The following is a 24,755-nucleotide window of genomic DNA, read 5'->3' on the forward strand; positions in this document are numbered from 1 at the left end:
CGCCGCAAGCAGCGCGCCGCTACGCTTGACTTGGTCATCGGGAGCGCCGACCTTACCCGAGGATTCCCCGTGGCCCCAGGAGGTCGTCCTGTCAAGCTCGGAACCGTCCTCACGTAGAACATTCCTCAGAACCGTCGGACTCGTGTGGGCCGGTCTCTTGGGAGGGCAGCGCCTCCTCGCCCAGGAGCGGCTGCTCCTGCTGCCGGAGCGCTGGTCCGATCCGACGGACCCCGAGGTGCCGAACGAGGAGGTCGCCCGGATCCTCCGGACCGTGGTGGGCGATCGTCCCATCCGAAAGGGACGGCTCTCGCTGGACATGCCGGCCGTGGCGGAGGATGGACGGGTGGTCCCGGTCGTGATCGAGAGCGACCTGCCGATGACCCCGGAGCAGCACGTCACCGCCGTTCATCTGATCGTCGATCACAACCCCGACCCGCATCTCGCCGTCTTTCACCTGACGCCGGCCATTGGTAGCGTCGCATTGGAGACCCGGATCAAGATGAAGCGCACCACCTGGGTGCGGGCCATCCTGGAGACCAGCACCGGCGAGATCTGGGGCGCCTACGCCCACGTGATCGTGTCCCTGAACGGATGCGGATGATGTCCGGCGCCCCCATCGGTGAAGCCAGGATCCGCCTGCCCGACCGGATCACCCGGGGTGAGGTTTTCAGGGTCACCTCCATCATCGCGCACCCGATGGACACCGGGTTCTTCCGCACCGCCGATGGCCGGCCGATCCCCGCGTTCTTCATCAAGGACGTGGTCATCACTTACGGGGACCAGCCGGTCGCCCGGTTCGAGTGGACCTCGGGGATCAGTCGAGATCCGGTGGTGAGCTTTACCCTCCGGGCCGAGAAGGAGGCCCCGCTCACGATGGTGTGGACCGACTCGAAGGGCGGGGTCTACCGGCAGTCGGCCGACATCGCCTTCGCTTCGGCCTGACCGGCGCTGGCAGGTCGGCCCACCTTCCGATCGCCGGCTGTCCCGCGTGCTGCTTCCCCTCGCGCTCTTCGCCTACTCGCAGCTCGGTACCACTCCGTCCGCGGGAGATTCGCTCCGCGCTCCCCCCTTCGTCGCCCGCCGTCTGGCCGATGGGATCTACGCTGTCCCGGGCGACTCGGGACGCGGGTCCGAGGGGCGGCCAAACGCGGGATTCATCGTGACCGGGGAAGGGGTGATCGTGGTGGATGCGCTGGCGAGTCCACGACAGGGCCAGCAGCTCCTGCGCACCATCCGCCGGGTCACCCGCCAGCCGATCGTCTGGCTGGTGCTCACGCACCACCATCCGGACCATCACTTCGGGGCCATCATATTCCGCCGGGCCGGTGCCAAGGTCATCGCCCATCCCGACGCACGCATCCTGGCTTCCGAAGCGGGTCCCGACGCGCTGGTGGCGGATTGGACACGGGTCATGGGGATCGATGCCATGCGGGGCTTCGAGTTTGCCGACGTGCCCGACCGTCCGGTTACCGGCACCGACACGCTGCACCTGGGCGGGCGAGTCGTCGTGATCACCCACCCGGGCGCGGGTCATACGCCAGGCGATCTGATGATCTGGCTCCCGGCCGAGCGGGTGTTGTTCACCGGTGACATCCTGGTGGAGGACGGCGTCACGATGGTGGTGGACGGCAGCTCCCGCGAGCTGCTCCGGGCCCTCGCGGCCATCGACAGCCTCAACCCGCGAGTGGTGGTTCCGGGGCACGGCGCGATTCCCCGGGTGCCGGCCAAGCTGGTGGCCCGGACCAGAGAATACATCTCGGGGCTCGACGCGGACATGCGGACGGCGGTGGAGCGCGGAGTGCCGATGCAGCGCGCCATGAGCGCGCTCCCGCCGGCCGACGCGACCCGCCCGGTGTCGCTCAATTCTCGCCGGCGGCGCAACGCGGTGCGGGTCTACCTGGAGGAGGAGAAGGCGTATATGGGTCTGGGCGACTCACTCCCATGACACGCCTCGGACGAGGGCTGCTCGGGATCGGCCTTCTGGTCGGGCTGGGATGCACCGGAAAGCCCACTGCAGCGCCGAGTCCCGTGGCGGGCTCGGCCCAGCCGAGGATTCTCTCCACTGAGGAGCTGGCACGCTGGCAGGCGGAGGGTACGGTGCTGGTGATCGACGTCCGCACCGACGTGTTCACCTATCTCAAGGGGCACCTGCCCGGCGCGGAGTACCTCAATACCGAGACGATCCGGGCCAGCGAAGGGGGGATACCGACGCGGCTGCTGTCGGGCCAGGAGTACGCCGAGCTCTTCTCCCGGCTGGGGATCAGCCCGGAGCAGCCTGTGGTGATCTACAGCGCCGGGGAGACCCACAACATCGATGCGACCTTCCTGGCCTATCTCCTGGCGGCGTTCGGACATCCCAAGGTGTACGTGCTGGACGGCGGATACTTCAAGTGGGAGCTGGAGCAGCGGCCCATCGCGCGACGCTATCCGCGGATTCCGCTCACGCGGTTCCCCGCCGCACCCTTCCACCCGGAGACCGCTTCTCTGGAGGACATTCAGGGTGCGCTTCGGACCGGTGATGCCGTGTTGGTCGACGCCCGGCCACCCGATCAATTTGCGGGAGAGGCGGGAGCCCAGATGCGCCGGGGCCACATTCCGGGGGCGGTCAATCACTACTGGCAGGATGACCTGACCCAGGCGGGGTTCGGCCACGTGTGGAAGAGCCTTGACCAGCTGCGCGCAGGGTACAGGGCGCAGGGCATCACGCCGGACAAGAGCATCATCGCCTACTGCAACAGCGCCACCGAGGCGAGCCACGTCTACTTCACCCTGCGGTACCTGCTGGGTTATTCCCGGGTGCGCATCTACGTGGGATCCTGGACCGAGTGGGCCGAGCGGGAGGACCTGCCGATCGAGATCGGCACGTCCGCCCGCTGAGCAGCGCCTAGCGCATCGCGATGCCGCTGCGGAGCTGTCCCGGCCGCCAGATGCGACCGCCGCGCATGACCCACTCCACCGCTTCCAGATTGTCGAGATTGACCAAGGGATTCGCGCTCAAGAGCACCAGGTCGGCGTAGTGCCCGACCTCAATGGTTCCGATCTGGCCGCCGGGCTCGCCGCCGATGGCCCGAGCCGCGTCTCGGGTGGCAGCGAGCAGCGCCGCGGTGGGCGAGAGACCGATGGAGTCCACCAGCAACCGCATATTCCCGAAGACCGAGGCCCGGTCTCCGACGGGGCCATACGCCACGTGGTCGCTCCCCGCGCTGATCCGCACGCCCCGGCGCACGGCCTCACGGGTGACCTCCATACCGAATCCGGACGCGGCGCGCGCGTAGCTCTCCTGCAGTGAAGGGATGTGCCGCCGCCTGGCGTCGAACGACGCCACGCTGTGCTGGACCGCGTCGAGCGTCGGCTCGAACATGGTTCCCAGCCGTGCCATGGTGTCGAGCGCAGCGAGAACGCGGGGATCGTGCGCGGCGGCCACCGTGGCGACCCGGGCAGTGGCGATCTGCAGGTCGCCGTCTTTGACCAGCGTGTCCCGCTCTTCTATGGTGAACAGCTCTCCGGCCAGACCGGCGGCGTGGACCACGCCGTCCTGGCCCGCCGAGGCTTGCTCACGAACGCTGGCCGGCTGCACCCAGGCGTGGCCCCATACCGGCATGCCGGCCCGATGGGCCGCCGCGACCAGTTGGCGGACCGAGCCGCTGTCGAGCTGAGCGTAGAGCTTGAGACCCATCGCCCCGACTTCCCGGGCCGTGGCAACGATCTGATCCGGATTATCTCCCGGATTGAACTGGAGCGGCGTCCACCCGAGCCACTGCATGATGACGGCAGGCGCCTGCCGCAGCACGGCGCCTCGGGCCGTCTCGGTGGCCCGGAAGCCGTTGAAGAAGAAGCGACGGCCCGCCACCAGCTGCATGGCGTAGACCCGGGGCGACGCGGGTATCGCATTCACCCTGGCCAGCAGCTCCGCCGGATTGGTCCCCATGTCACGCACGGTCGTGACGCCCTGGGCCAGCAGGTCGCGCAGGTCGAGCGCGAGGTCCTGGCCGGCGCTGCCATTGGTCAAGAACAGCAGGTGCACATGGCTGTCGATGATGCCGGGAATCAGATAACGGCCCTGTCCGTCGATGACCCGGGCGCCGCGGGGAACCGGGCACTCCGCGGCGGCACCGGCGCAGAGGATCCGATCGGCGCGGATGAGCGTGACGGCGTGAGGCACCGGCCCGCGGCCAGTGCCGTCCCATAGGGTGGCGCCGACGATAGCCACCGTGGAATTGATCGGCTTGGGCTCGGTGACGTGTACCCGGTGCGGCGCGCACGAGGCGGCCGACACCGCCAACAGCAGGGCAGGAAAATGCGAGACGAGGGGCTTCATCGCGGTCGCGCTCCGTGCACGGCGGGGGTCCGCCGCCGCGTACGCGACGCCGCGGGACGCCCTGACACACTCATGATGCCACGAAACGAACAGCCGAGCGGTGACAGCCGCTCGGGCCGCGGCGTGACCCGGGCCACTATGGCCCAGGGCTGATGCAGACCGTAACCCATTGCCCGCCTCGGGGATGATTTTCCCGGGAGCGGGCACGCGGGAATGCTGTTTCGTACCAGGAATGTACCTTCACCCGTACTGATACCAACGGCAGCACCGCCTGAACGGTTCCGCTGAAGGACTCCAGCACCCCATCGTATGCGGTTGCGGCGGCGCCCCGCGCTCCCTAGTCTTCCCTCCGTGTCCTCCCCCGAGATCCTCCGTCCCAGACGCCGCCGTCGCACCGAGGCCATGCGGCAGCTGGTCCGCGAGCACGAGTTGAGCCCCGGCGACCTGATCCAGCCGGTATTCGTGGTGCATGGCCGCGACGTCGAGCGGGAAATCGCATCGATGCCGGGTGTCTTTCATCTCTCGGTCGACGGCCCCCTCGACCGTGAGGCGGAGCGGCTCGAGGCGCTGGGCATTCCCGGACTCATCCTCTTCGGACTTCCCGCCGCCAAGGACGAGATCGGCTCGGAGAACTACGCGGCCGACGGCATCGTCCAGCAGGCGTTGCGCCAGTTGAAGGCGCGGCACCCCGGCCTGCTGCTCTTCACCGACGTCTGCTGCTGCGAGTACACCAGCCACGGCCACTGCGGCATCCTGCGGGACGGCTCGGTGGACAACGATGCCACACTGGCCGTCCTCGGCCGCGTGGCCGTGAGCCACGCCGAGGCAGGGGCGGACATCGTCGCGCCCAGTGGGATGATGGACGGCATGGTGGGAGCCATCCGGAGCGCGCTCGACCAGGCGAGCTTCACCGAGCGGGGGATCTTGAGCTACGCGGTCAAGTACGCGAGTGCGTTCTATGGTCCGTTCCGCGAAGCGGCAGACAGCGCGCCCGCGTTCGGCGACCGACGGCAGTACCAGATGGATCCGGCCAACGTGCGGGAGGCGGTGCTGGAAGCTTCCCTGGACGAGGCCCAGGGCGCCGACATGCTCATGGTCAAGCCGGCGCTCGCCTACCTCGACGTGGTGCGGGCGGTACGGGAGCGGACCACGCTGCCGCTGCTGGCCTACAACGTCAGCGGCGAGTATTCGATGGTGAAGGCCGCCGCGGCCCAGGGCTGGATCGACGAGCGCGGTGTGGTGCTCGAGGCCATGCTGGGCATGCGCCGCGCAGGTGCGGACGCGATCATCACCTATCATGCGAAGGATGTCGCGGCCTGGCTCGCCGGGGACACCAGCCGATGACCGAGGTACGCTCCGCTCGATCGAGCTCCGTCTCGGAGCGGCTCTTCGCGGCCGCCCGCAGGGTCCTGCCCGGCGGTGTCAACAGCCCGGTTCGCGCCTTTCGCGGCGTGGGTGGGACGCCGCGGTTCATCGAGCGGGGTGAGGGCGCCTGGCTGGTCGACGCCGACGGAAATCGCTACGTCGACCTGGTCCTGTCCTGGGGACCGCTGATCCTGGGACACGCCCATCCCGAGGTGCTCGAAGCCGTCGTCGCCGCCGCGGGGCGGGGCACCACCTTCGGTGCGCCGACCGAGCTGGAAGTCCGACTGGCGCAGGTCGTGGTGGACACCTTCCCCGCGCTCGAGATGGTGCGGTTCGTCAGCTCCGGCACCGAGGCGGCAATGAGTGCCGTCCGGCTCGCCCGCGCCGCCACCGGCCGCAGGTTGATCCTCAAGTTCGACGGCTGCTATCACGGTCACGCGGACGCGCTCCTGGCCGCCGCCGGATCGGGCGTCGCCACGCTGGGACTGCCGGACTCGCCCGGCGTGACTCCGGCCACGGTGGCCGATACGATCATCGCCCCGTTCAACGACCTCGCGGCCGTGGAGGCGATCTTCGCCACCCGCGGCGAGGAGATGGCGGCGGTCCTGGTCGAGCCGGTGGCCGGGAACATGGGCGTAGTGCCGCCGGTGCCCGGGTTTCTCGAAGGACTCCGCGCAATCACCCGGCGCACCGGGGCGCTGCTGGTCTTCGATGAGGTGATGACCGGCTGGCGAGTGCACCGGCAGGGCGCCCAGGTGCTGTACGGCATCGACCCCGATCTCACCATCCTGGGGAAGGTGATCGGTGGCGGACTGCCGGCCGCCGCGTACGGCGGCTCCCGCGCGCTCATGGAGCAGATCGCGCCGGCCGGGCCGGTCTATCAGGCCGGGACGCTGTCCGGCAACCCATTGGCCATGGCCGCCGGCATCGCGACTCTCGACGTCCTCTCGCGTCCCGGCGTGTGGGACCGGGCCGAAGACTGGGCTCGCCGGGCCGAGCAGGCCATCCTCGCCGCGGCGTCCGGCGCCGGCGTGATGGTGACTGTGCAGCGCGTCGGGACCATGCTCACGCCGTTCTTCTCCTCCGAGCCGGTGCGCGACTACGCGGCCGCGCGCCGGAGCGACCGGGCCGCCTACGCCGCCTTCTTCCATGCGATGCTCGACGGCGGCGTGTATCTGGCGCCGTCGGCCTTCGAGGCCGCGTTTACCTCGACCGTGCACGGCGCGGCCGAGCTCGCGACGCTCGAGGCGGCGCTGGCCTCGGCATGGCCGCGATAGCCATCATCGGGGCCGGGGTGGCCGGCCTCACGGCTGCCTTCCGGCTCAAGCGGCGCGGCGTCAGGGTGGTGGTCTACGAGGCGACGGAACGCGTGGGCGGCGTGATCCTCACGGAACGGCGGGAGGGTTACGTGGCGGAGCTGGGACCGAGCTCGCTCGCCGCGCCCGCGGCCCCGGTCCGCGCCCTGCTCGACGAGTTGGGTCTCCGGGCCAGTCTCATCGCCGCCTCGCCCGAGGCGCGGCACCGGTACATCGCGAAGAAGGGAAGGCTCCTGGCCCTCCCGACCTCGCCTCCCGAGCTTCTCACCACGCGACTGCTCTCCAATACCGCCAAGCTCGCCGTATTCGGGGAGCCGCTGGTCGACGCGAGCGACTCGCCGATGGAAGAGAGCGTCGGGGCCTTCGTCCGGCGGCGGTTCAATCAGGAAGTGCTCGATTACGTCGCCAACCCGTTCGTCGCAGGCGTGTTCGCGGGCGATCCGGAACAGCTCTCGGTCCGGCTGGCGCTGCCCAAGCTGGCCGCCCTGGAGCGGAGTCACGGGTCGGTGATCAGGGCGCTGGCCGGGATGGCGAGGCCCCGCCGGCGTGAGGAGGAAGGCGAAGCCGCGGGCGACGGCCTGGTTTCGTTCCGGACCGGACTGCAGGAGCTGCCTGCGGCGTTTGCCCGCGAGCTCCGCTCGGAGATCCGGCTCAAGTCCCCCGTCACCCAGCTCCGGCGAGGACCCAAGGGCTGGACCGTGGGCGCCGCCTTCCAGCCGGCCGAGCTGTACGACGGCGTGGTGTACGCCGCGCCGGCGCACTGCATCGACGACATCGATCTGGAGTTCGCCGGCGGCGATCGGCTGAAGACGCTCGCCAGCATCACCCACCCGCCGATCGGCGTCCTGGTGCTGGGCTTCCGCCGGGAAGACGTGACCCATCCGCTCGACGGGTTCGGCTTTCTGGTGCCTGAAGTGGAGCGCCGGAGCGTACTGGGCGTGATCTTCTCCTCCACCCTCTTTCCCGGCCGTGCGCCCGAGGGCCACGTCACCCTCACCACGTTCGTCGGCGGCGTCAGGAACCCCGACCTGGCGCACGCCGACCTGCCCACCATCACGGCGCGGGCGATGCACGATCTCCACGCCCTTCTGGGAGTCAAAGGCGAGGCGACGTTTCGCAGCTTCCAGCTCTGGCCCAAGGCGATCCCGCAGTACGATCTCACCTACGGTCGCTACAAGGACGTCATGGACGAGGTGGAGCGCCGGAACCCGGGGCTCGCGCTGGCCGGCTCGTACCGCGAAGGGGTGGCGGTCGGCGAGGTGATAACGTCGGGCGAGGAGGCGGCCGGCCGGCTGATCGAGCGGCTCGAAGCGGATGCGGCCGCAGGCACGCGGTGACGGTCGCGGCTTCGCTCAGGATCGGGACGCGGAGCAGCGCGCTGGCGCTCTGGCAGACGGAGCACGTCCGCGCCCTGCTGCACTCGGCCGGCCACCGGACCGCGCGAGTCGAGATCCGGACCACGGGTGATCTGGTCCAGCAGGTCCCTCTCTCCCGGATCGGCAGCCGCGCCCTGTTCACCAGACAGATCGACGATGCCATGCTCGAGGGCCGGATCGATCTGGCGGTGCATTCGCTCAAAGATCTCCCGACCACGCTTCCCACCGGCATCACCCTGGCGGCCATCAGCGAGCGGGAGGATCCGACCGACGCGTTGGTGGGTCGGGGCCCCTGCCGCTGGGACCAGCTGCCGCAGGGCGGTCTGTTAGCCACCAGCAGTCTGCGGCGAAGGGCGCAGCTGCTGTACCTGCGCCGCGATCTCCGGGTGACCGATGTGCGCGGGAACGTGGACACCAGGCTGGCCAAGCTCGATGCTCAGCCCGAGTGGAGTGCCATCCTCCTCGCGACCGCCGGTCTGCTCCGGCTCGGCCTGGGCGGCCGGATCGGCGAGCGGCTCTCGCCGGCGTTGATGCTGCCGGCGCCGGGGCAGGGAGCGCTCGCGATCACGGTACCTGACGGCGACGCCTCCCTGGCGGCAGCCATTCGCGGCGCGCTGCACCACCGGGCGACCGCGCTCGCGGTTTCGGCGGAGCGTGCCTTCCTCCGGCGACTGGAAGGTGGGTGCCAGGTTCCGGTGGCGGCTCACGCCGAGCTTTCCGGTGCGGGTCGCGATCTTCGACTGCACGGCCGGGTGGTCAGTTTGGGCGGCGAGCGGGCCGTGGATGGCGTCGAGAGTGCGGAGGTCGTCGACGAGGCGGCGGCGGACGCGCTGGGCGTGGCGCTCGCCGAGCGGCTCCTCGCCGAAGGTGCGAGCGCGATCCTGGCCGAGGTGCGCGCCGCAACGGTTCCGGCCATACCGGAGCCCTGATGCGTGGCACCGTCGTGGTCACCGCGTCGGCAGGCACGTTCCCCGGCCTGCTGGCGGCGCTGCAGGCCATTCCGGTGGCGGTCGAGGAGCACCCGCTGATCTCCTTTGTCCCGCCGCTCGACTGGAGACCGGTCGATTCGGCGCTGGACCACCTGGACCGGTACGATGCGCTGGCATTCACCTCGCCGCGCTCGGCGCGGGCATTCATCGACCGCGTGCTGGGCGCGGGGAGGCAGGCGCGGCTCGAGCCGCCGCGCAGCCCGAGCGTGTGGGCCAGCGGCGTCGGCACGGCGGCGGCACTGGGCGATCTGTCCGTGCCGCTCCACACACCCGATGGGCGGCTCACCGGCTCGCTCGGCGCCGCGGGCGCCCTCGCCCGGGCGATGCTCGACGGCGGGGTCCGGGGCCCGGTGCTCTTCCCCTGCGGCGAGATCCGGCGGGACGAGCTCCCGACCCGACTGCGCGATGACGGCATCGAGGTCGAGGAAGTGGTCTGCTACCGCTCGGTGCTGGCCGGCGAGGTCGAGGCACGCCGAGCGGTCGAGCGCGGGCAGGTGGTGGTGGTCGCGAGCCCAAGCGTCGCCGACCTGCTGGCCCGCGCCTGTCCCAGCGGGGCCCGGCCGGCCCTGCTCGCCGTCGGTCCGACGACCGCTGCGGCCGCACGCGCGTCCGGTTGGCCGCCCGCCGGCGTCGCCGCCCTCCCAACGGCGGAGGCACTCGCCGCCGGCGTTCGCACCCTGCTGTCCAGCTGACTGTCACGGGGGAGAATGAACGACCTTTTTCTCCGCGCCTGCCGGCGCGAGCCCACCGACCGGCCACCAGTATGGATGATGCGCCAGGCGGGGCGCTATCTGCCCGCGTATCGCGCCGTGCGGGAGCGGGCCGACTTTCTCACGATGGTGGGCACTCCGGAGCTCGCGGCCGAGGTTACCCTGCAGCCGGTGGATCTGGTCGGGGTGGATGCCGCGATCATCTTCAGCGACATCCTGGTCGTTCCTCAGGCAATGGGGATGGAGCTGACGGTCACCGACGGGGTCGGACCGCGGTTTGCACGGCCGCTCCGGTCGGCAGCCGACTTCGGGGCGCTCCGCGAGATCGAGCCGCGGGAGCACCTCGCCTACGTGCTGGATGCCATCCGTCTGGCCCGCCGGGAGCTGGCCGGCCGAGTGCCGCTGATCGGGTTCGCCGGCGCGCCCTGGACGCTCATGAGTTACATGATCGAGGGCGGTGCCTCGAAGGCATTCACTCAGGCCAAGCGCCTGCTGCTGCAGGATCCCGGGCTTGCGCACCTGCTGCTGGGCCGGCTGGCCCACACGGTGGGCGGGTTCCTCCAGGCCCAGGTCGCAGCCGGCGCACAGGCGGTGCAGCTCTTCGACTCCTGGGCCGGCGCGCTGGGGCCGCGCGACTTCCGCGAGTTCGCGCTGCCCTATCTCGCCGAGGCGGCGCGGCTCGCGCGGGAGGCGGGCGCGCCGGTGATCGTGTTCGCCCCGGGCGCGGCATGGGCGCTGGAGGAGATCGCCTCCGCAACCGGGGCGGACGTCGTGGGCATCGACTGGCAGACCGACCCCGCCGACGCTCGGCGGCGACTGGCCAGTCATGGGGTGGCCCTGCAGGGCAATCTCGATCCCACCTGGCTCTATGCGGCGCCTGCCACGATCCGTGAGCGCACCCGGGACATGCTGGACGCGTTCGGGGGCCGTGGCCACATCGCAAACCTGGGGCACGGCATCCTGCCTGACGTACCCGTGGCCCATGCGCGCGCCTTCGTCGATGCGGTGAAGGAGTGGAGCGCCCGATGACTCCACTGCGCCGGCTGGTCACGGAATCGCTGGAATCGCTCCACGACGAGACCACCCGCTTCTTCACCCAGCTCGACGGCGGCGGCACGTTCCGGGAGGATCGCTGGGAGCGGCCCGGTGGCGGCGGCGGCGTGGCGCGAGTGCTGGAAGGCGTGACCTTCGAGAAGGCCGGGGTCAATCGATCGGCTGTGGAAGGAATCCTGCCCGCGGCCGCCGCGCAGCGGGTCGGGGCGCGGGCGAGCGGTTTGGAGGAGGTGGGATTCTACGCCACCGGCATGAGCCTGGTGCTCCATCCGCGGAGTCCGATGATTCCCACGGTCCATCTCAACGTTCGCTATTTCGAGATCACCGATCCGGCCGGCGAGGTTCGGGATGCCTGGCTGGGTGGCGGCACCGATCTCACGCCGACCTATCCGTTCGAGGAGGACGCCGCCCATTTCCACCGGACGCTCAAGACGATCTGCGACCGGCACCACTCCTCCTTCTATCTCCGGTTCAAGACCTGGTGTGACCACTATTTCGTGAACACCCACCGGGGGGACGAGCGGCGGGGTATCGGTGGGGTTTTTTTCGATAACCTGCGCGACGGCGAGGCCGGGCTCGGCCTCGAGCGGCTGGTGGAATTCCTGCTCGACGTGGGCCGGGCGCTGCCGCTGGCCTACGCGCCCATCGTCGCGCGCCGCCGCGAGCTGGAGTACGGCGAGCGCGAGCGGCACTTCCAGCTGGTGCGGCGGGGCCGGTATGCGGAGTTCAATCTGCTCCACGACCGGGGCACCGTGTTCGGACTGCAGACCAATGCCCGGACCGAGAGCGTGCTCATGAGCCTGCCGCCGGTGGCTGCCTGGGACTACGCGCCGAGCTATCCCCCCGGGTCGTTCGAGGCGGAGCTGCTGGCCATGCTGGAGCCAAGGAACTGGGCCGAGCCAGCGGGCTGAGCACCCGGCCGCTCACCCCGAGGAGGAGTGGGAGCTCCGATATCGTGCGGGTGAGGTGCGACGCGGGTTGCTCGGTGGCCCGCCGACCACGCCGAGCAGCTCACCCAGCAGCTCATAGAGCCTGCCGAATGCCACCGGCTTCTCCAGGAACGGGAGCTCGGGATATGCGCCCAGGAGATCGGCGATTTCGCCGCGGGGGTAGCCCGACATGAGGATCAGCTTGAGGCTGGGGTCGAGATCTCGAGCCCGCTCCGCCAGTTCCCCGCCGTCCATGTACGGCATGATGACATCAGTGAGCACCAGGTGGACCTCTCCCGGGTGCTGCTTCAAGTAGCGGAGCGCCTCCCGTCCATTCCGTGCGGTTCGTACCTGGTATCCCATTCCCCGCACCATGCGGCAGATGATGGAGCGCGGGGTCAGCTCATCGTCGACGACGAGCACGGTGGGGGCGAGTGACAGCGGGATGACCGCGTCATCCTCGGGTAGAGACATTCCGGGCCTCCTCGCAGCGCGTGGCACTGGCGAAAGACCCTCTCCACGAAGAGGGGCGGTAGCCAACCAATGAACACTCCGGCCCAAAACTCTGGGACCTGAGTCACAACCGAGCGACATTTTCGATGCAACTTAGCCCTGGCCAGGTCAGGTGGGCTGGGCGGGAGACCTCCTGGCGTCGATCATCTGGCGGACCATGCGGGCCAGCGCCTCCGGTTCGAGCGGCTTCTGCATGAAGTTCTGGTGTTCCTGCAAGAGGCCCCGGCTCACGGCGTCGAGCCCGGTGTACCCGGAGGTGAAGAGCACGGGAATCCCGGGCCAGCGGGCCGCCAGGTGTTCCGCCAGCTCCCGGCCGCCCATGCCCGGCATGACCACATCCACGATGACCAGGGCCGGCGGGGCGAGCTGCTGCCGGGCGAGCTCCAGGGCCTCGGCGCCGTCGACCGCTTCCAGCACGGTGTAGCCGTACTCCCGGAGCGAGCGGGCGAGAATGGCGCGGACCGACGCTTCGTCCTCGGCCAGCAGGATCACCTCGCTGCCACCCTCGGCAGGGGCGGGTACCGGCGCGGACGTCGTCTCGGCAGGAGAGACGAACAGCGGCAGATAGATCTTGAAAGCCGTGCCGTGACCCGGCTCGCTGTAGACCCAGACAAACCCGCCGGTCTGCTTCACGATGCCGTACACGGTGGCCAGGCCCAGACCGGTGCCCTCGCCCACGTCCTTGGTGGTGAAGAACGGCTCGAAGATGTGGTCCAGCGTCGCCCGATCCATGCCCCGGCCGGTGTCGCCGACCATGATCATGGCGTAGGGCCCCGGTGCCAGGCTCTCGACCCCCTTGCTTGCTCCGTAGGCCTTGCCCAGCATCACGTTCTGCGTCTCGATGGTGAGGACGCCACCGTTGGGCATCGCGTCTTTCGCGTTGAGCGTCAGGTTGAGCAGCACCTGGTCGAGCTGGCCCGGATCGGCCTTGACCGGACCCAGATCGGCGGCCTGCCGCAGCACCAGCCGGGACAGCTCGCCCAGGGCACGCTGGAGGATCGGCTGCATGCTGGTGATCACAGCGTTCAAGTCCACGATCTGCGGCTGCAGCACCTGGCGGCGGCTGAAGGCGAGCAGCTGCTGGGTGATCGCCGCGGTCCGGTGGGCGGCGCGGCGGATATGCTCGACGTCCTCGCGCGCCTCGGGAAACTGGAGGCGCCGGAGGAGAAATTCGGAGGCGCCGAGCACCACCGTCATCTGATTATTCGCCTCATGGGCGATACCGCCTGCCAGCCGGCCCACCGATTCCATGCGTTCCGCCTGCCGCAACCGCTCTTCGGCCACCCAGCGATTCTCCACATCCGTCACCGTGCCGATCCACTCCCGGACCGAGCCGTCGGCCGCGAGCACCGGTGCCGCCCGGGTGATGAAATGACGGTATCGGTGGTGCGCCTCCATCCAGACTCGCCCTCGGGCCTCGAGAATGGACCGGTTGGTGCGGGCCCGAAGCCACGCGGCCAGCACCGACTCACGGTCGTCGGGATGCAGGGCGTCCAGCCAGCCGAAGCCGGCATGCTCGGTCCATGACTGTCCGGTGTACTCCTCCCAGGACGGCTGCGGCTCGCTGAACCGTCCCTCCGGGTCGCTGGTCCACACGATGGAGCTGGTGGCTGTCACCAGCGCACGGTACCGCTCTTCCCGGCGCGCCAGCTCCGCGGCCGCGCGCTTCCGCTCGGTAACGTCGCGCTTGATCGAGGACGCCCCGATGACCACTCCGGACGAATCCCGGATGGGTGAGACCGTGACCGAGATGTAGATCCGGGTGCCGTCTTTTCTGATCCGCTCGGTCTCGGAGAATTCGACCCGCTCTCCTCGCCGAATCTGATCCAGCACCGACTGCTCTTCATGGTGCAGCTCCGGGGGGATCAGCAGGAAGATCGACCGGCCCACGATCTCGCTCGCGCGGTACCCGAAGATCTGCTCGGCGGCGGCATTCCAGCTGGTGACGATGCCGTCGGGCGTCTTGCCGATGATCGCGTCGGTGGACGAGGCGACGATGGCGGCAAGGCGGGTCGTGGCCTCCTCGGTCTCGCGCCGCCGGCTGACATCCTGCATCGCTCCCACGGCCCGGACGGCCTTCCCCCGGGCGTCGCGGACCACGAACGCCCGTTCCAGGATATGCGCCCAGGAGTCATCGGCACGCCGGAAGCGGTATTCCTGCTTCCAGGACTCCGCCCCGCTCTCGAAGGCAGCGCGGGAGGCCGCCTCGGTCACTGCCAGGTCGTCCGGATGGACCCGGCGCGCCCAGAGCTGGTAGGGGTTGCCGGCCAGGCCGGGCTCGCCCGGCCGGTGCGGGAAGAAACTGTCGGTGGGACCCTCCCAGGCGACCCGGCCATTCACCAGGTCCCAGTCCCAGATCAGGTCCTGGGTGGCTTGAGCCGCAAGCCGGAGGCGCGCCTGATTGCGGTGCAGGTCATCTTCGGCTCGCAATTGGTCCGTGACGTCGCGAGTGACGCAACGGGAATGGATGAAGCGGCCGCTGTCCCGGTAGCCGCTCGAGTCGATCAGGACGTCGCGCACCGAGCCGTCCTTGCAGCGGAGCCGGGAGGGGAACTCGCGGACCACGTCACCGGCCCGGAGGCGGGCCAGCAGCTCGTCGACCACCGGCCGCTCGAGATGGAACTCCGTCACGTTGCGGCCGACGTATTCCGACCGGGCGTAGCCCAACAGGTCGAGCTCCGCCTGATTGGCACGCAGAATCGTGCCGTCCGGTCCCACCCAGTGCAGCGGGACCGTGGCGTTGTCGAAGAAGTCGGTGGACTCCCGATGTTCCTGGCGGGCGGCGACGAGGTCGGCACGGAGCTGGACCAGCTCGCGCTCGAGCTCATCCAGGCCAGCCGCGGGTGCCTCTACCGAGGCTGGTTCATCGACACGCACGCGGGAGTCCCCGTTATGGGTGAGGAAATCTGCATTGTTCAGTGGTCCCGGCGGTCACCGAGCTTCTGGTTCACAATACCCCAAGTGACCATCTTGTCACATTTGAGAGCAACCGGTGGTGACGCAAGTCACGCTCAGGCCTTGACGGCCCACGCCCTTCGGGTGATTCTCACTCTCCCCTGGGCAATGCGATGCGGAGGGTCAGGATGCCACAGATCACCTGCCCATCGTGCGGAATCGCGGTACGCCGCGACACGGTCTACTGCCCCTTCTGCCGGGCACTCGTCTCCAAGCCAAACATGCGGCGGCTCATGCTGTGGACGGCCGTCGTAGCCGAGTACCTGTCGATCGCGGTGCTGTCCGTCCATCACTGACGAGGCCAGCCCGGGCGAACTGGTGGTGCGCTCCTCCGACCCGTAGATTCTGGCGTCTCCTTCAAAGTGTGGCGCCTGACCGCCGGCCGAACCGCGTCGCCCCCATCGCCCACGGCAGCGCAACGCCGCGCCATCGAGGCCCCCCTGGGGCCGATGCTGGTCGTGGCCGGACCGGGCGCGGGCAAAACGTTCTGCCTGATCGAGCGCATCCGGCACCTCATCCAGCACCATGAGGTGCCGCCGGGCCGGATCTGCGCGGTCACCTTCACCAACAAGGCAGCCGACGAGATTGCCCACCGCCTCCGCGAGGCCATCGGCGTCGGAGCGGACGAGATCACCCGCGGCACGCTGCACGCGCTCTGTCATTCGGTGCTGCGTGCCCATTCCGACGCGGTAGGTCTGGCGCGTGGGTTCGGCATCGCGAGCCCGGACGACCAGCGCCGGGTGCTCCAGCGGCTCAAGATCCCGAAAAAGCGTCACCCCGCGCTCCTCGCGCTGTTTGGCCGGCATCGGCTGCAGCAGTATCAGCTCAGCGCCAGCGATCAGGACCTGCACGACCGCTATCGCGCCGCGCTCCAGCGGCGGCACCTGGTCGATTTCGATGACCTCATTGGCTTGACGGCCGAGGTGCTGCGCTCCTCCCCGGAGGCGGCCGCGGCCACGCGCGCCCGCTGGGACCACGTGCTGGTCGATGAGTTCCAGGATCTGAGTCTCGCGCAGTACGAGGTGATCACCCGCATCGCCGCGGGGCACCGCAACTGCTTCGTCGTGGGCGACGACGAGCAGTCGATCTTCTCCTGGACCGGGGCCGACCCGCACATCCTCGATCGCTTCCGGACCGAGTTCGCGATCGGCGACCCGGCGGTGCTCAATCACAACCGACGGTGCTCGATCCAGATCTTCGACGTGGCGCGACGGCTCATCGGCTGCAATCCCTGCCTGTTCGATAAGCGCATCGAGGCCGACCGGCCTTCCGAGCACGACGTGGCCGCGCTGGTGTTCGATGACGAGGCCCTGGAGGCAAGCTGGGTCATCGCCGATCTGCGGCGCGACCGCTCGGCGTCCGGCCTCGAGTGGGGCGAGTATGCGCTGCTCTACCGCCAGCACGCGCTCGGCCAGTACCTCGAGACCCAGCTCCTGCAGGCGGACATTCCCTGCCGGCTCGCCACCGGCCAGGCGCTACTGGACGACGAGGTGATCGCGTATGTCATCGCCTCGCTTCGCCTGATCCATTCGCCGGACGACCCGTTCGCCATGGAAGCGCTGGCCGAGCGCCTGCTTCCCGGACATGTGCTGGATCAGGCCCGCGGCACGGCCGCGGCCCCCGAGCTGCTGGAGAATCTGCGTCGCCTCGCGCAGGGGCTGACCAAGGACGAGCCCGACCGGCCAGCGGCCTACCGGTTCATCTTCCATGTCGAGAATCTGGCTGCCCTGCCGCGGGCGCACCGGTCCTTGGGCACTCTGGTGGAGGAGCTGTTGGGGCAGCGGATCGGCCCCTACCGCAATCCCCTGGACGAGCACGCCGCCGAGCTCACCGATCCGGCCGAATTTCCCGAGGCACCGGCATTGGCGCGGCGACTTGCGGATGCCTTGGACCACGGCCGGCGTGTGCGGCTGGTGCGGGATCGCGGGGTCGAGATCGCCGTCGGTCGCATCCTCGCCGCCGCCGGTTTTGGAGAGGTGCTGCCCCTCGCGCCGGGCGAGGCCGCGTTGCCCGGCGACTGCGTGCTCGGTCCCACCGATGCGCGGCCGGGGCACTGGCCGCTCCTGGTGTTCAAGGCCGCTCAGCTACTCGCCACTCGGGATCAACGACGCCGCCTGCTGGATTACGTCGCCTTCGACCTCGAGACCACCGGCAAGGACCCGAGGGAATGCGAGATCGTGGAGATCGCGGCGGTGCGAGTCAGAAACGGGGTGATCGTCGATCAGTTCCATCGGCTGGTGCGCCCGGCGCGGACGATTTCCGCGGCCGCCACCAAGGTCCACGGTTATCGCGACGCCGACGTGTGCGAGCAGCCGTACTTCGCCGAGATCTGGCCCGAGTTCGTCGCGTTCGTGCAGTCCGACGTCCTGGTGGCGCACAACGGCCAGCAGTTCGATGTCCCGCTGCTTCGCCGGATGGCGGCGGGCGCGCCCGGGCTCGACCGGCTGGTGTTCTTCGACACCTTGCCGCTGGCACGCTCCCTCTGCGCGGGCAGCGCCAGGCTCGAGGACCTGGCGCGGCAGTTCGGGGTAGACGTGGGGCGTGCCCATCACGCCCTGGACGACGTGAGCATGCTGGCCGCCGTCGTGCATCGCCTGGGCGAGCTCAACCTGGCCCGCGCGCGGATTACGGCAATGGTGAGCTCGCTGGGCTATCTCGGCCTGGCCTTCGCGCTGAATGACTGCCGGGAGATGACCCTGGAGGAGCAGCTCCTCCGGGACCTCGCGGTGCCCGCCGTGCTGGGGCGGTTCAGCACCTGCCTCGAGGTCTACGCCGACGAGCGCGAGGCCGCGGGGGCGGATGCGCCGACGGTCGACGTGGTCGTCGAGCGGCTGGGCGGCGTGCGACTGCTCGAGCGGCTGCGGGCGGAGCGCTCGCCGTCCGACAGGTATCCGGCGGCCGTGGCGCGCCTGCACGCGCTGATCGGTTCGGTCCAGGCCTCGACGCTCGGGGAGAGCATCGAGCTGCTGCTCGCGCGAGCGGCGCTTTCCACCAGCGCCGATGCCGAGGTGGACCAGCGCCGGGTGAACCTGCTGACCCTGCACGCGACCAAGGGCCTCGAGTTCTCCCGGGTGTACATCATCGGAGCGGAGGATCGGCTGCTGCCGGGTGACCGGGAGCTCAAGAGCGACGACATCAAGGCGCTCCAGGAGGGGCGCCGGCTGCTGTACGTCGGGATGACGCGGGCGAAGGATCGGCTGGTGCTCACCCGGACGGTGCGGCGGGAGGGATGGAGCTCTGGAGGGGATCTGTTTCTCCGTGAGGCGGGGCTCACCTCGGCGGCGCCGGGGGAGGAGTCGGGGAATGGAGCGCTCGCGTCGGGTGAGGCGGAGCTGGTGTAGCTGGCCCGCTCATGGGCAGCAATGTCCCAGCTTGCCTAACCAGTTCCCGTAGCTTACCGTGTCACGTGAGCGCCAGGCGTATCGGCAAATGCCTTTACTGCTCCAATACGCGAAGTGCCGGAGGCGAATCAATGAGGTCAGCCCGAGCTGAGATCGCGCAGCAGGGCCGGCCAGACGCCCATCGAGCACGCCCGGCCCTGGGACGTGCAGGAAGTGCCCTCCTTGTAAATGCTGGTCGCTACCGCACCCACGTCAAAGCAACCGCACTTGGCGTAGCAGTCCCTCCACTGCCGCCGACGGCAGCAGCGGAGGCCGTGGCTCCGTGCGGTACCTCGGGAACCTTCAGCGTGACGAGTGTGGCCAGAAGACTCCGAGGGGAGAACCGCCATTGAGCATGACTCTCTGTGCCCAGTGCGGAGCCGAGCACGATCCGGGCACGAGTCCCTGCCGAGATTCCACCCTGGTTGGCCGGACCCTGGGCGCCGGCATTAGAGTCAGGGAGCACCTAGGCGACACCCCGTTCGGGAAGCTCTACAGAGCAGTGTACCCGAGCGGCGCCGAAGTCGCCGTCCTGCTTCTTGGCTCGCGTGCCAGCGACCCGGCCGAGCTTGCACTGCTGCGGGAGCGCTTCCGCCAGGCGATCCAGATCCAGCACCCGAATGTCGCCGCGATCCATGACCTGAGCGAGACCGCTGATGGGCTGGTCTACGTCGTGGCCGAGTACCTCGGGGGCGAGGGCGAGCTGCTGTCGGAAACTCTGGCCCGGCGGGGCCGTTTGTCGCAGGATGAAGCTCTGGATCTCTGCTTCCAGACGGCCGCCGGCCTGACGGCGGCGCACGCGGCGCGGTGGGTTCACGGGGATCTATCGCCCGAGACCATCCTCTTGAGCCGGACCGGCAGGGGCACCCTGGTCAAGCTGATCGGCTTTACTCAGGCCTCCGTTCTGGCGAACCCGGTGTCCACCCCATTAGTAGCGGCGGATGGAGTGGTCGAGTATGCCAGCCCGGAACGACTCGCCTGCCAGAAAATCGACGAGCGGAGCGATGTGTACAGCCTGGGCGCCGTGCTCTATCACCTGCTCAGCGGAGTTCCACCGACGCGACCGGCCGAAGGGGTCAGGCTCCCAGAGCCAATCCGCTCCGTGCTCTCCCGGGCGCTCACCCCTTCGCCCCTGAGGCGCTACCAGACGGTGGCGGAGTTCGTGGCAGCCATCACCCCGCCAGCGGAGCAGGTAGTCCGTCTCAGGTCCGGGGCAACGAAGCGCGCTAGGCGCAAGGTCGTGTCGGTTGGGGCCGCGGCGGCCGTCCTGATTACTCTTTCGGCTGGACTGTGGCTCTGGAGTACGCAGCGGCTGACGTTCAGTGGACTCAGGCGGCCCCGAGTGCAGGAATCCGGGGCCGTGACGCAACCCCCGCGCGGGTCCGTATTGGGCTCGTCCTCGACGTCCTCGGCCCCGACGCGTCCTCCTACTAAGCCCTCGTCTGCGTCCCCGGTACGACGCAATGCCGTGAGCTTCCCAACTGCCCCCGCCGCATCCGGTCCTCGCCCTGCCGATGGCGCTGTGAGCCGAGACTCGGCACGGGAGTCCAAGATCAGCCCCTTCCGGCGCTCACACCCATGGGTCGCAGTCGCCGGTGAGCGATTCTATTATCGGAGCAGTTGTCCGGAGGCCTTCTCGCTTCGTGACCTGATCTACTTCCGCACCGAGGAGGAAGCGCGAGCGAGCGGGTTTGTGCCTGGCCGGGTTCACGGCTGTCTTGCATCGGGTACGGCGGCAGACAAGCTACTGGTCGATGTGCGCTCCGTCGATTCGACCATCCAGGTCGATCTTCGCTATGCCACGGCGAACAACTTCACGGGGGCGCCGCTTCCCGGCTACGAGGCGCCGCGGGCGCTGCTCCGCCCGGAGGTGGCCGCCGCAGTCGGCCGGGTGCAGGCCAGGCTCCGCAGCAAGGGCTTGGGGCTCAGGATCTTCGACGCGTACCGCCCGGTGAGGGCTACGCTCGCGATGGTCGAATGGGCTGAGCGCACAGGGCGCCGGGAGCTGCTTGAAAGCGGGTACATCGCCAAGCGGAGCCGCCACAACCAGGGCGTCGCGGTGGATCTAACCTTGGTGGACCTCGCGACGGGTACCGAGCTCCCGATGGGCACGGCCTTCGAGGAGTTAACCCCCGCCGCTCACCTGGCCAATGCCACCGGTGAGGCGCTGCGCTCCCGACACCTCCTGGTCCGCGCGATGGAGTCAGAAGGGTTCGGTACCTATGAGCAGGCGTGGTGGCATTTCAACTATTCGCTCGAAGGGGCGATGCCGCTCGACGTGGTCATTCGCTAGCCATCCGGAAGCGACCGCTAGCGCGTGGTCACATTCCTGTGACTCACACCCGAGTGCGAGGCTCACACCCGAGCGCTGCGAGATCGCGATCTCCTGGCAACCCATGACAATCATGCTTCGACGCGCTCTGACTCTGTGGCCGTGCCTCATGGTCGCGCTGGGCCCCGTTGCGTGCCGTCGGGGCGCCGACCCGATCGGCAAAGAGATCCGCAACCTGGTGTCGGCCGAAAAACCTCCGGCATACCTCGAGGGGATCCGCTGGAAGGTGGTCAGGCAGATCTACGAGGATCGGCAGTACCGCCCGCTATGGGTCGGAATGCGTCACGTCCCGCAGAGAACCAAGGACTTGATCGCGAGCCTGTGTGATGCCGAACGGGAAGGACTTCGCTCCGGAGACTACCGCCTCGGTGAGCTCCGCCGCACCCTCGAGCGGTTACGTCCGAGCCTCGTCAAGCAAAGGCCGGAGTCATTCGCAGTGCTCGACCTCGAGCTCACGCGACGGTTCCTCGAGTACGGGGCTGATCTGTTCGCTGGCCGGCTCGATCCCAAGGCAGTCGCGTCCGGGTGGTACATCAGGGCGCGGCGCTCGAGTGTGGACAGCACGCTCCGGGCGGCATTGAAGGAGCAACAGTTTCACGACATTGTGGCTCCCCTCCGTCCTCATCAGCCCGAGTATGCCGAACTGGTCAGAGCGCTTGCCGAATACCGCGAAATTTTTCGACGGGGTGGCTGGCCGGAGGTGCGGGGCCGTAGCAGACTCCGCCGGGGCGACCGGGGGGCCCGGGTAGCGGCGCTGCTTCGGCGACTCAGGACAACCGGGGACCTCCGCAGTTCGGCGGAGCCAAAGCCAGTGTACGACCGCGCTGTGGCCAAGGCGGTCGCGCGTTTCCAGGCGCGCCATGGAATCCCGAGTGACGGGATCGTAGGCGCAGCGACGCTCGCCGCGCTGAACGTGCCGGTCGAGGATCGGATTCAGCAGATCAAGCTCAACCTGGAGCGCTATCGCTGGCTCCCCGCAGAGTTTGAGCCCCGGCACATCTATGTGAACATTCCCGAATACGAGCTGTATGGCTACGATCGGGGCAAGCCGGTACTCAAGATGCGGGTCATGGTGGGCGACCAATACCAGGACGCGACTCCCGTGTTCGCGGACACGATGACGTTTGTGGTCTTCCGCCCGGAATGGTACGTGCCCCAGCGGATCCTGGTCGAGGAGATGATCCCGGAAATCAGGAAGAAGCGCTCCTATCTCGTCCGCCACCATCTCGAGGTGGTCGATGCCAATCGCGAGTCGCTGGTGCTTAACCCGCGCAGGGTCAACTGGTCCCGCGTGGACACCACGCAAATCCGCATGCGGCAGAAAGCAGGAAGCACCAACCAGCTTGGCTTGGTGAAGTTCATGTTTCCAAACCAGTTCGCCGTCTATCTGCATGACACACCCGACCGGGATTTGTTTACGCGGCCGAGGCGGACGCTGAGTCACGGCTGCGTGTTGGTGGAGAACCCGGTGGAGCTGGCCGACTATGCGCTGGCGGGGCAGGATGAGTGGAACGAGGAGAAGATCCGGGAGGCGATGGAAACACCGCATTCGGCAGATGAGGGGGGAGTCCTGGACAGCAACACAGTCACGCTGGCGCGGCCAGTGCCAGTCTACATCGTATACCTCACTGCATTCGTCCGAGACGGCGTCCTCAACTTTCGGCGCGATGTATATGGCAAGGATCGCGAGGCGATTGCCAGACTGGGAAAGCCGAGCCCGGGCGACCCCGGGCTGTGCGAGGAGCTCAAGAAGCTCGTTGAATGATGCGTCGTTCCGTCTGGCTCCCCTTTCCTGAGAGATCCCGGGCTCGCTTGTTGGCGCTCGGGAGCATCCTATGGACGCGCAGGTCGCGCCGCTCGCGGTCATCTTCGACCTGAACACCGATCTTCTCCTCAACTGCCTGGACGGCCTCTCCGAGGCAGAGGCGCGGCGCCGCCTGGCCGCGGGCGGCAACAGCATCGCGTTTCTCGCGACACACCTCACCGACTCCCGGCACTTTCTGGTGACGAGTTTGGGTCACCCGCTCGCCAATCCGCTCGCCGGCTTCATCGACGACGTCCGGAGCATCGAGGAGATCAGGGAATTGCCCTCGTTGGAGCTGATCTCTGCGGCCTGGCTGGGCATCGGCGCGCACCTGCAGGCAATCCTTTCCTCGCTGAGCGCTGCCGAGCTGGCCCGGACCGACGTCCCCCGGTTCCCGGTGGACGACCGCACCGTGGTGGGAATGCTCGCGTTTCTGGGGCAACATGAGTCTTACCACCTGGGGCAGATCGGGTTTCTTCGACGCCAGCTGAACAAGCCGGCGATGTCGTACACCCGGCGGGTGCCGGTACGGTGAGTGCCTCATCGCCGGCGAGCCGCACCCGCTCGGAGAGCACTGCTTGGCAAGCCTGCACACCCGCGCAGACTTCACCTGTCGTCCGTAGTTCTCGTGGAAGATTCGCGCCGATTCCGTATACGTCTTCGCACACATCGCTGCACAGTCGGGTTCGGCAGCTGCGACAGGGCATTACTAAAAGGAATCCGAAATCATCTTGGGGCTCATGGCGGCCGCCATGGGCTGGAATCCACCAATTTACTGTTAGGTGGTCCACCTAAAGCCAATTGACGCCAACAGTAAACTGCTCGATCTGGGTTACGAGAAAAGAGCCCGCCGGACCGCCCAAGGAGGTACCGACTGGCTCACGTGAACCACCCCAAGGGCCCACGCCGGCAAGCTCCGGGCCGACGGCACGCTCGGCGACCTCACCGCCTAGGTCCCGTTCCTGCTGGAGCCACAGCGCACGCGAGCCCTCCGTTGGCTTCGTCGAGCACGCCGGGGGACACCGAGATTAACTGAACGCCAGAAGGCGCGCTAACTCCGGACTGAGAGCCCGGCCGCGGCCACCCAACGCCACTGGCCACTGGCCCGCCTGAGCGGGCTGACGGGCCTCACCTTGGGGCTGACCGTGCCAGCTCTTTCAAGGTCACATCTCGGACAAGGAAGCTACTGACTACTGTCCCAAAATCGCTTCGCTTCGCCCCTGCCTGGCTACGTTGGCCATAGGTGCCGTAATAACGCATTGATACAGAGTCGCCTTTGGTCGCGAACGTATCGAGGGCAGCCCAGTTTTTGTACGTGAGAATGACAGCAACGTCCCAGTCTTGGGGTCCCTCCGCGGTGGTCTTCAGCCCTACGGAATAACCCTGAATCAGCCCCTGCCGCTTGTACTCGTCATAAAGGGGACGAAGATTCTGCCGCAGATCCGTCCAGAACTCTGTCCCTTTACCTGGCTTGATGTCGACAAGGGTGATTCGTGAGATCGGGCCGAGTGTGTAGTGTTCTTGCGCATGAGCCTCTTGCATTGGCAGGGCGAGGAGCAGTGGGAGCAGCACGAACGCGCATCGTGGCATCCAGCACCTCCGTTGGCGGAATTGTTGGTTGGGAGCGCCCCTAGCTTACGGGTTGGTACAGCCCTCCTCAAGGGCTGAGAGATGGCATCAGGGCGTGCGAGGATGCCCCGGCACCGACGAGGACC

The 24,755-nt window shown here is 68.4% G+C and carries 20 protein-coding genes; 16 read left to right on the top strand and 4 right to left on the bottom strand.

Features of this window, described 5'->3' with window-relative positions:
- Positions 1-142: 142 nt before the first annotated feature.
- From VHR41_00975 to VHR41_00990, 4 genes are read left to right on the top strand one after another with little or no spacing between them, the layout of a single operon-like run.
- Positions 143-601: a thiosulfate oxidation carrier protein SoxY gene (locus VHR41_00975; GenBank protein ID HEX3232737.1), complete on the top strand. Its 459-nt coding sequence runs from the start codon at positions 143-145 to the stop codon at positions 599-601.
- Positions 601-942, top strand: a complete 342-nt coding sequence (soxZ, locus tag VHR41_00980) for a thiosulfate oxidation carrier complex protein SoxZ (GenBank protein ID HEX3232738.1) — start codon at positions 601-603, stop codon at positions 940-942. Before VHR41_00975 ends, soxZ begins: the two co-directional genes overlap by 1 nt.
- Positions 943-988: 46 nt before the next feature.
- On the top strand, positions 989-1,945 hold the full coding sequence (locus VHR41_00985; GenBank protein HEX3232739.1) for an MBL fold metallo-hydrolase: 957 nt from the start codon (positions 989-991) through the stop codon (positions 1,943-1,945).
- Complete coding sequence (locus tag VHR41_00990; GenBank protein HEX3232740.1) at positions 1,942-2,877, top strand: sulfurtransferase; 936 nt, start codon at positions 1,942-1,944, stop codon at positions 2,875-2,877. Before VHR41_00985 ends, VHR41_00990 begins: the two co-directional genes overlap by 4 nt.
- A 7-nt stretch (positions 2,878-2,884) precedes the next feature.
- Here VHR41_00990 and VHR41_00995 read toward each other — a convergent pair whose 3' ends face one another.
- Complete coding sequence (locus tag VHR41_00995) at positions 2,885-4,318, bottom strand: amidohydrolase family protein (GenBank protein HEX3232741.1); 1,434 nt, start codon at positions 4,316-4,318, stop codon at positions 2,885-2,887.
- A 309-nt stretch (positions 4,319-4,627) separates the two neighbouring features.
- Between VHR41_00995 and hemB the strand changes: the two genes are divergently transcribed.
- Genes hemB through hemF form a run of 7 tightly spaced genes read left to right on the top strand, consistent with a single transcriptional unit; the run spans position 4,628 to position 12,038 of the window.
- A complete protein-coding gene (gene hemB, locus VHR41_01000; protein ID HEX3232742.1) occupies positions 4,628-5,662 on the top strand; it encodes a porphobilinogen synthase in 1,035 nt (344 codons plus the stop codon).
- Positions 5,659-6,960 carry a glutamate-1-semialdehyde 2,1-aminomutase gene (gene hemL, locus VHR41_01005; GenBank protein ID HEX3232743.1) on the top strand — a complete coding sequence of 434 codons (1,302 nt, stop codon included), beginning with the start codon at positions 5,659-5,661 and terminating at the stop codon, positions 6,958-6,960. The genes hemB and hemL overlap by 4 nt, the downstream gene beginning before the upstream one ends.
- The gene (hemG, locus tag VHR41_01010; GenBank protein HEX3232744.1) at positions 6,948-8,336 is read left to right on the top strand and encodes a protoporphyrinogen oxidase; all 1,389 of its coding nucleotides are present in this window, start codon (positions 6,948-6,950) and stop codon (positions 8,334-8,336) included. The genes hemL and hemG overlap by 13 nt, the downstream gene beginning before the upstream one ends.
- The gene (gene hemC, locus VHR41_01015) at positions 8,333-9,304 is read left to right on the top strand and encodes a hydroxymethylbilane synthase (protein HEX3232745.1); all 972 of its coding nucleotides are present in this window, start codon (positions 8,333-8,335) and stop codon (positions 9,302-9,304) included. The genes hemG and hemC overlap by 4 nt, the downstream gene beginning before the upstream one ends.
- Positions 9,304-10,056, top strand: coding sequence for a uroporphyrinogen-III synthase (locus VHR41_01020; GenBank protein HEX3232746.1), 753 nt, complete (start codon positions 9,304-9,306; stop codon positions 10,054-10,056). Before hemC ends, VHR41_01020 begins: the two co-directional genes overlap by 1 nt.
- A gap of 15 nt (positions 10,057-10,071) precedes the next feature.
- Complete coding sequence (gene hemE, locus VHR41_01025) at positions 10,072-11,103, top strand: uroporphyrinogen decarboxylase (protein ID HEX3232747.1); 1,032 nt, start codon at positions 10,072-10,074, stop codon at positions 11,101-11,103.
- On the top strand, positions 11,100-12,038 hold the full coding sequence (gene hemF, locus VHR41_01030; protein ID HEX3232748.1) for an oxygen-dependent coproporphyrinogen oxidase: 939 nt from the start codon (positions 11,100-11,102) through the stop codon (positions 12,036-12,038). Before hemE ends, hemF begins: the two co-directional genes overlap by 4 nt.
- 12 nt (positions 12,039-12,050) lie before the next feature.
- On the opposite strand, the gene VHR41_01035 is transcribed toward hemF, so the two are convergent.
- On the bottom strand, positions 12,051-12,530 hold the full coding sequence (locus VHR41_01035) for a response regulator (GenBank protein HEX3232749.1): 480 nt from the start codon (positions 12,528-12,530) through the stop codon (positions 12,051-12,053).
- Between the two features lie 147 nt (positions 12,531-12,677).
- Positions 12,678-15,446, bottom strand: a complete 2,769-nt coding sequence (locus VHR41_01040) for a PAS domain S-box protein (protein HEX3232750.1) — start codon at positions 15,444-15,446, stop codon at positions 12,678-12,680.
- A gap of 206 nt (positions 15,447-15,652) precedes the next feature.
- Between VHR41_01040 and VHR41_01045 the strand changes: the two genes are divergently transcribed.
- The 5 genes from VHR41_01045 (at position 15,653) to VHR41_01065 (ending at position 23,575) form a co-directional block, all read left to right on the top strand.
- Positions 15,653-15,820: a hypothetical protein gene (locus VHR41_01045; protein ID HEX3232751.1), complete on the top strand. Its 168-nt coding sequence runs from the start codon at positions 15,653-15,655 to the stop codon at positions 15,818-15,820.
- A gap of 66 nt (positions 15,821-15,886) precedes the next feature.
- Positions 15,887-18,865 (top strand): UvrD-helicase domain-containing protein, encoded by a 2,979-nt coding sequence (locus tag VHR41_01050; protein HEX3232752.1) that lies wholly within the window; start codon positions 15,887-15,889, stop codon positions 18,863-18,865.
- A 394-nt stretch (positions 18,866-19,259) separates the two neighbouring features.
- Positions 19,260-21,197: a M15 family metallopeptidase gene (locus VHR41_01055; protein ID HEX3232753.1), complete on the top strand. Its 1,938-nt coding sequence runs from the start codon at positions 19,260-19,262 to the stop codon at positions 21,195-21,197.
- A 316-nt stretch (positions 21,198-21,513) separates the two neighbouring features.
- Positions 21,514-23,001: a L,D-transpeptidase family protein gene (locus VHR41_01060; GenBank protein HEX3232754.1), complete on the top strand. Its 1,488-nt coding sequence runs from the start codon at positions 21,514-21,516 to the stop codon at positions 22,999-23,001.
- Between the two features lie 70 nt (positions 23,002-23,071).
- The gene (locus VHR41_01065; protein ID HEX3232755.1) at positions 23,072-23,575 is read left to right on the top strand and encodes a DinB family protein; all 504 of its coding nucleotides are present in this window, start codon (positions 23,072-23,074) and stop codon (positions 23,573-23,575) included.
- Positions 23,576-24,168: 593 nt separating this feature from the next.
- On the opposite strand, the gene VHR41_01070 is transcribed toward VHR41_01065, so the two are convergent.
- Positions 24,169-24,612: a hypothetical protein gene (locus VHR41_01070; GenBank protein ID HEX3232756.1), complete on the bottom strand. Its 444-nt coding sequence runs from the start codon at positions 24,610-24,612 to the stop codon at positions 24,169-24,171.
- Positions 24,613-24,755: the final 143 nt, after the last annotated feature.

Source organism: Gemmatimonadales bacterium, assembly GCA_036265815.1.
Taxonomy (GTDB): Bacteria; Gemmatimonadota; Gemmatimonadetes; order Gemmatimonadales; family GWC2-71-9; genus CAVVWJ01.

Bases quoted from the DNA above. Each gene is read 5' to 3' on its own strand.
- soxZ (HEX3232738.1), top strand. From the start codon at position 601: ATGTCCGGCGCCCCCATCGGTGAAGCCAGGATCCGCCTGCCCGACCGG.
- VHR41_00990 (HEX3232740.1), top strand. From the start codon at position 1,942: ATGACACGCCTCGGACGAGGGCTGCTCGGGATCGGCCTTCTGGTCGGG.
- VHR41_00995 (HEX3232741.1), bottom strand. From the start codon at position 4,318: ATGAAGCCCCTCGTCTCGCATTTTCCTGCCCTGCTGTTGGCGGTGTCG.
- hemB (HEX3232742.1), top strand. From the start codon at position 4,628: ATGCGGTTGCGGCGGCGCCCCGCGCTCCCTAGTCTTCCCTCCGTGTCC.
- hemL (HEX3232743.1), top strand. From the start codon at position 5,659: ATGACCGAGGTACGCTCCGCTCGATCGAGCTCCGTCTCGGAGCGGCTC.
- hemG (HEX3232744.1), top strand. From the start codon at position 6,948: ATGGCCGCGATAGCCATCATCGGGGCCGGGGTGGCCGGCCTCACGGCT.
- VHR41_01020 (HEX3232746.1), top strand. From the start codon at position 9,304: ATGCGTGGCACCGTCGTGGTCACCGCGTCGGCAGGCACGTTCCCCGGC.
- hemE (HEX3232747.1), top strand. From the start codon at position 10,072: ATGAACGACCTTTTTCTCCGCGCCTGCCGGCGCGAGCCCACCGACCGG.
- hemF (HEX3232748.1), top strand. From the start codon at position 11,100: ATGACTCCACTGCGCCGGCTGGTCACGGAATCGCTGGAATCGCTCCAC.
- VHR41_01035 (HEX3232749.1), bottom strand. From the start codon at position 12,530: ATGTCTCTACCCGAGGATGACGCGGTCATCCCGCTGTCACTCGCCCCC.
- VHR41_01045 (HEX3232751.1), top strand. From the start codon at position 15,653: ATGCCACAGATCACCTGCCCATCGTGCGGAATCGCGGTACGCCGCGAC.
- VHR41_01055 (HEX3232753.1), top strand. From the start codon at position 19,260: ATGACTCTCTGTGCCCAGTGCGGAGCCGAGCACGATCCGGGCACGAGT.
- VHR41_01060 (HEX3232754.1), top strand. From the start codon at position 21,514: ATGCGTCACGTCCCGCAGAGAACCAAGGACTTGATCGCGAGCCTGTGT.
- VHR41_01065 (HEX3232755.1), top strand. From the start codon at position 23,072: ATGGACGCGCAGGTCGCGCCGCTCGCGGTCATCTTCGACCTGAACACC.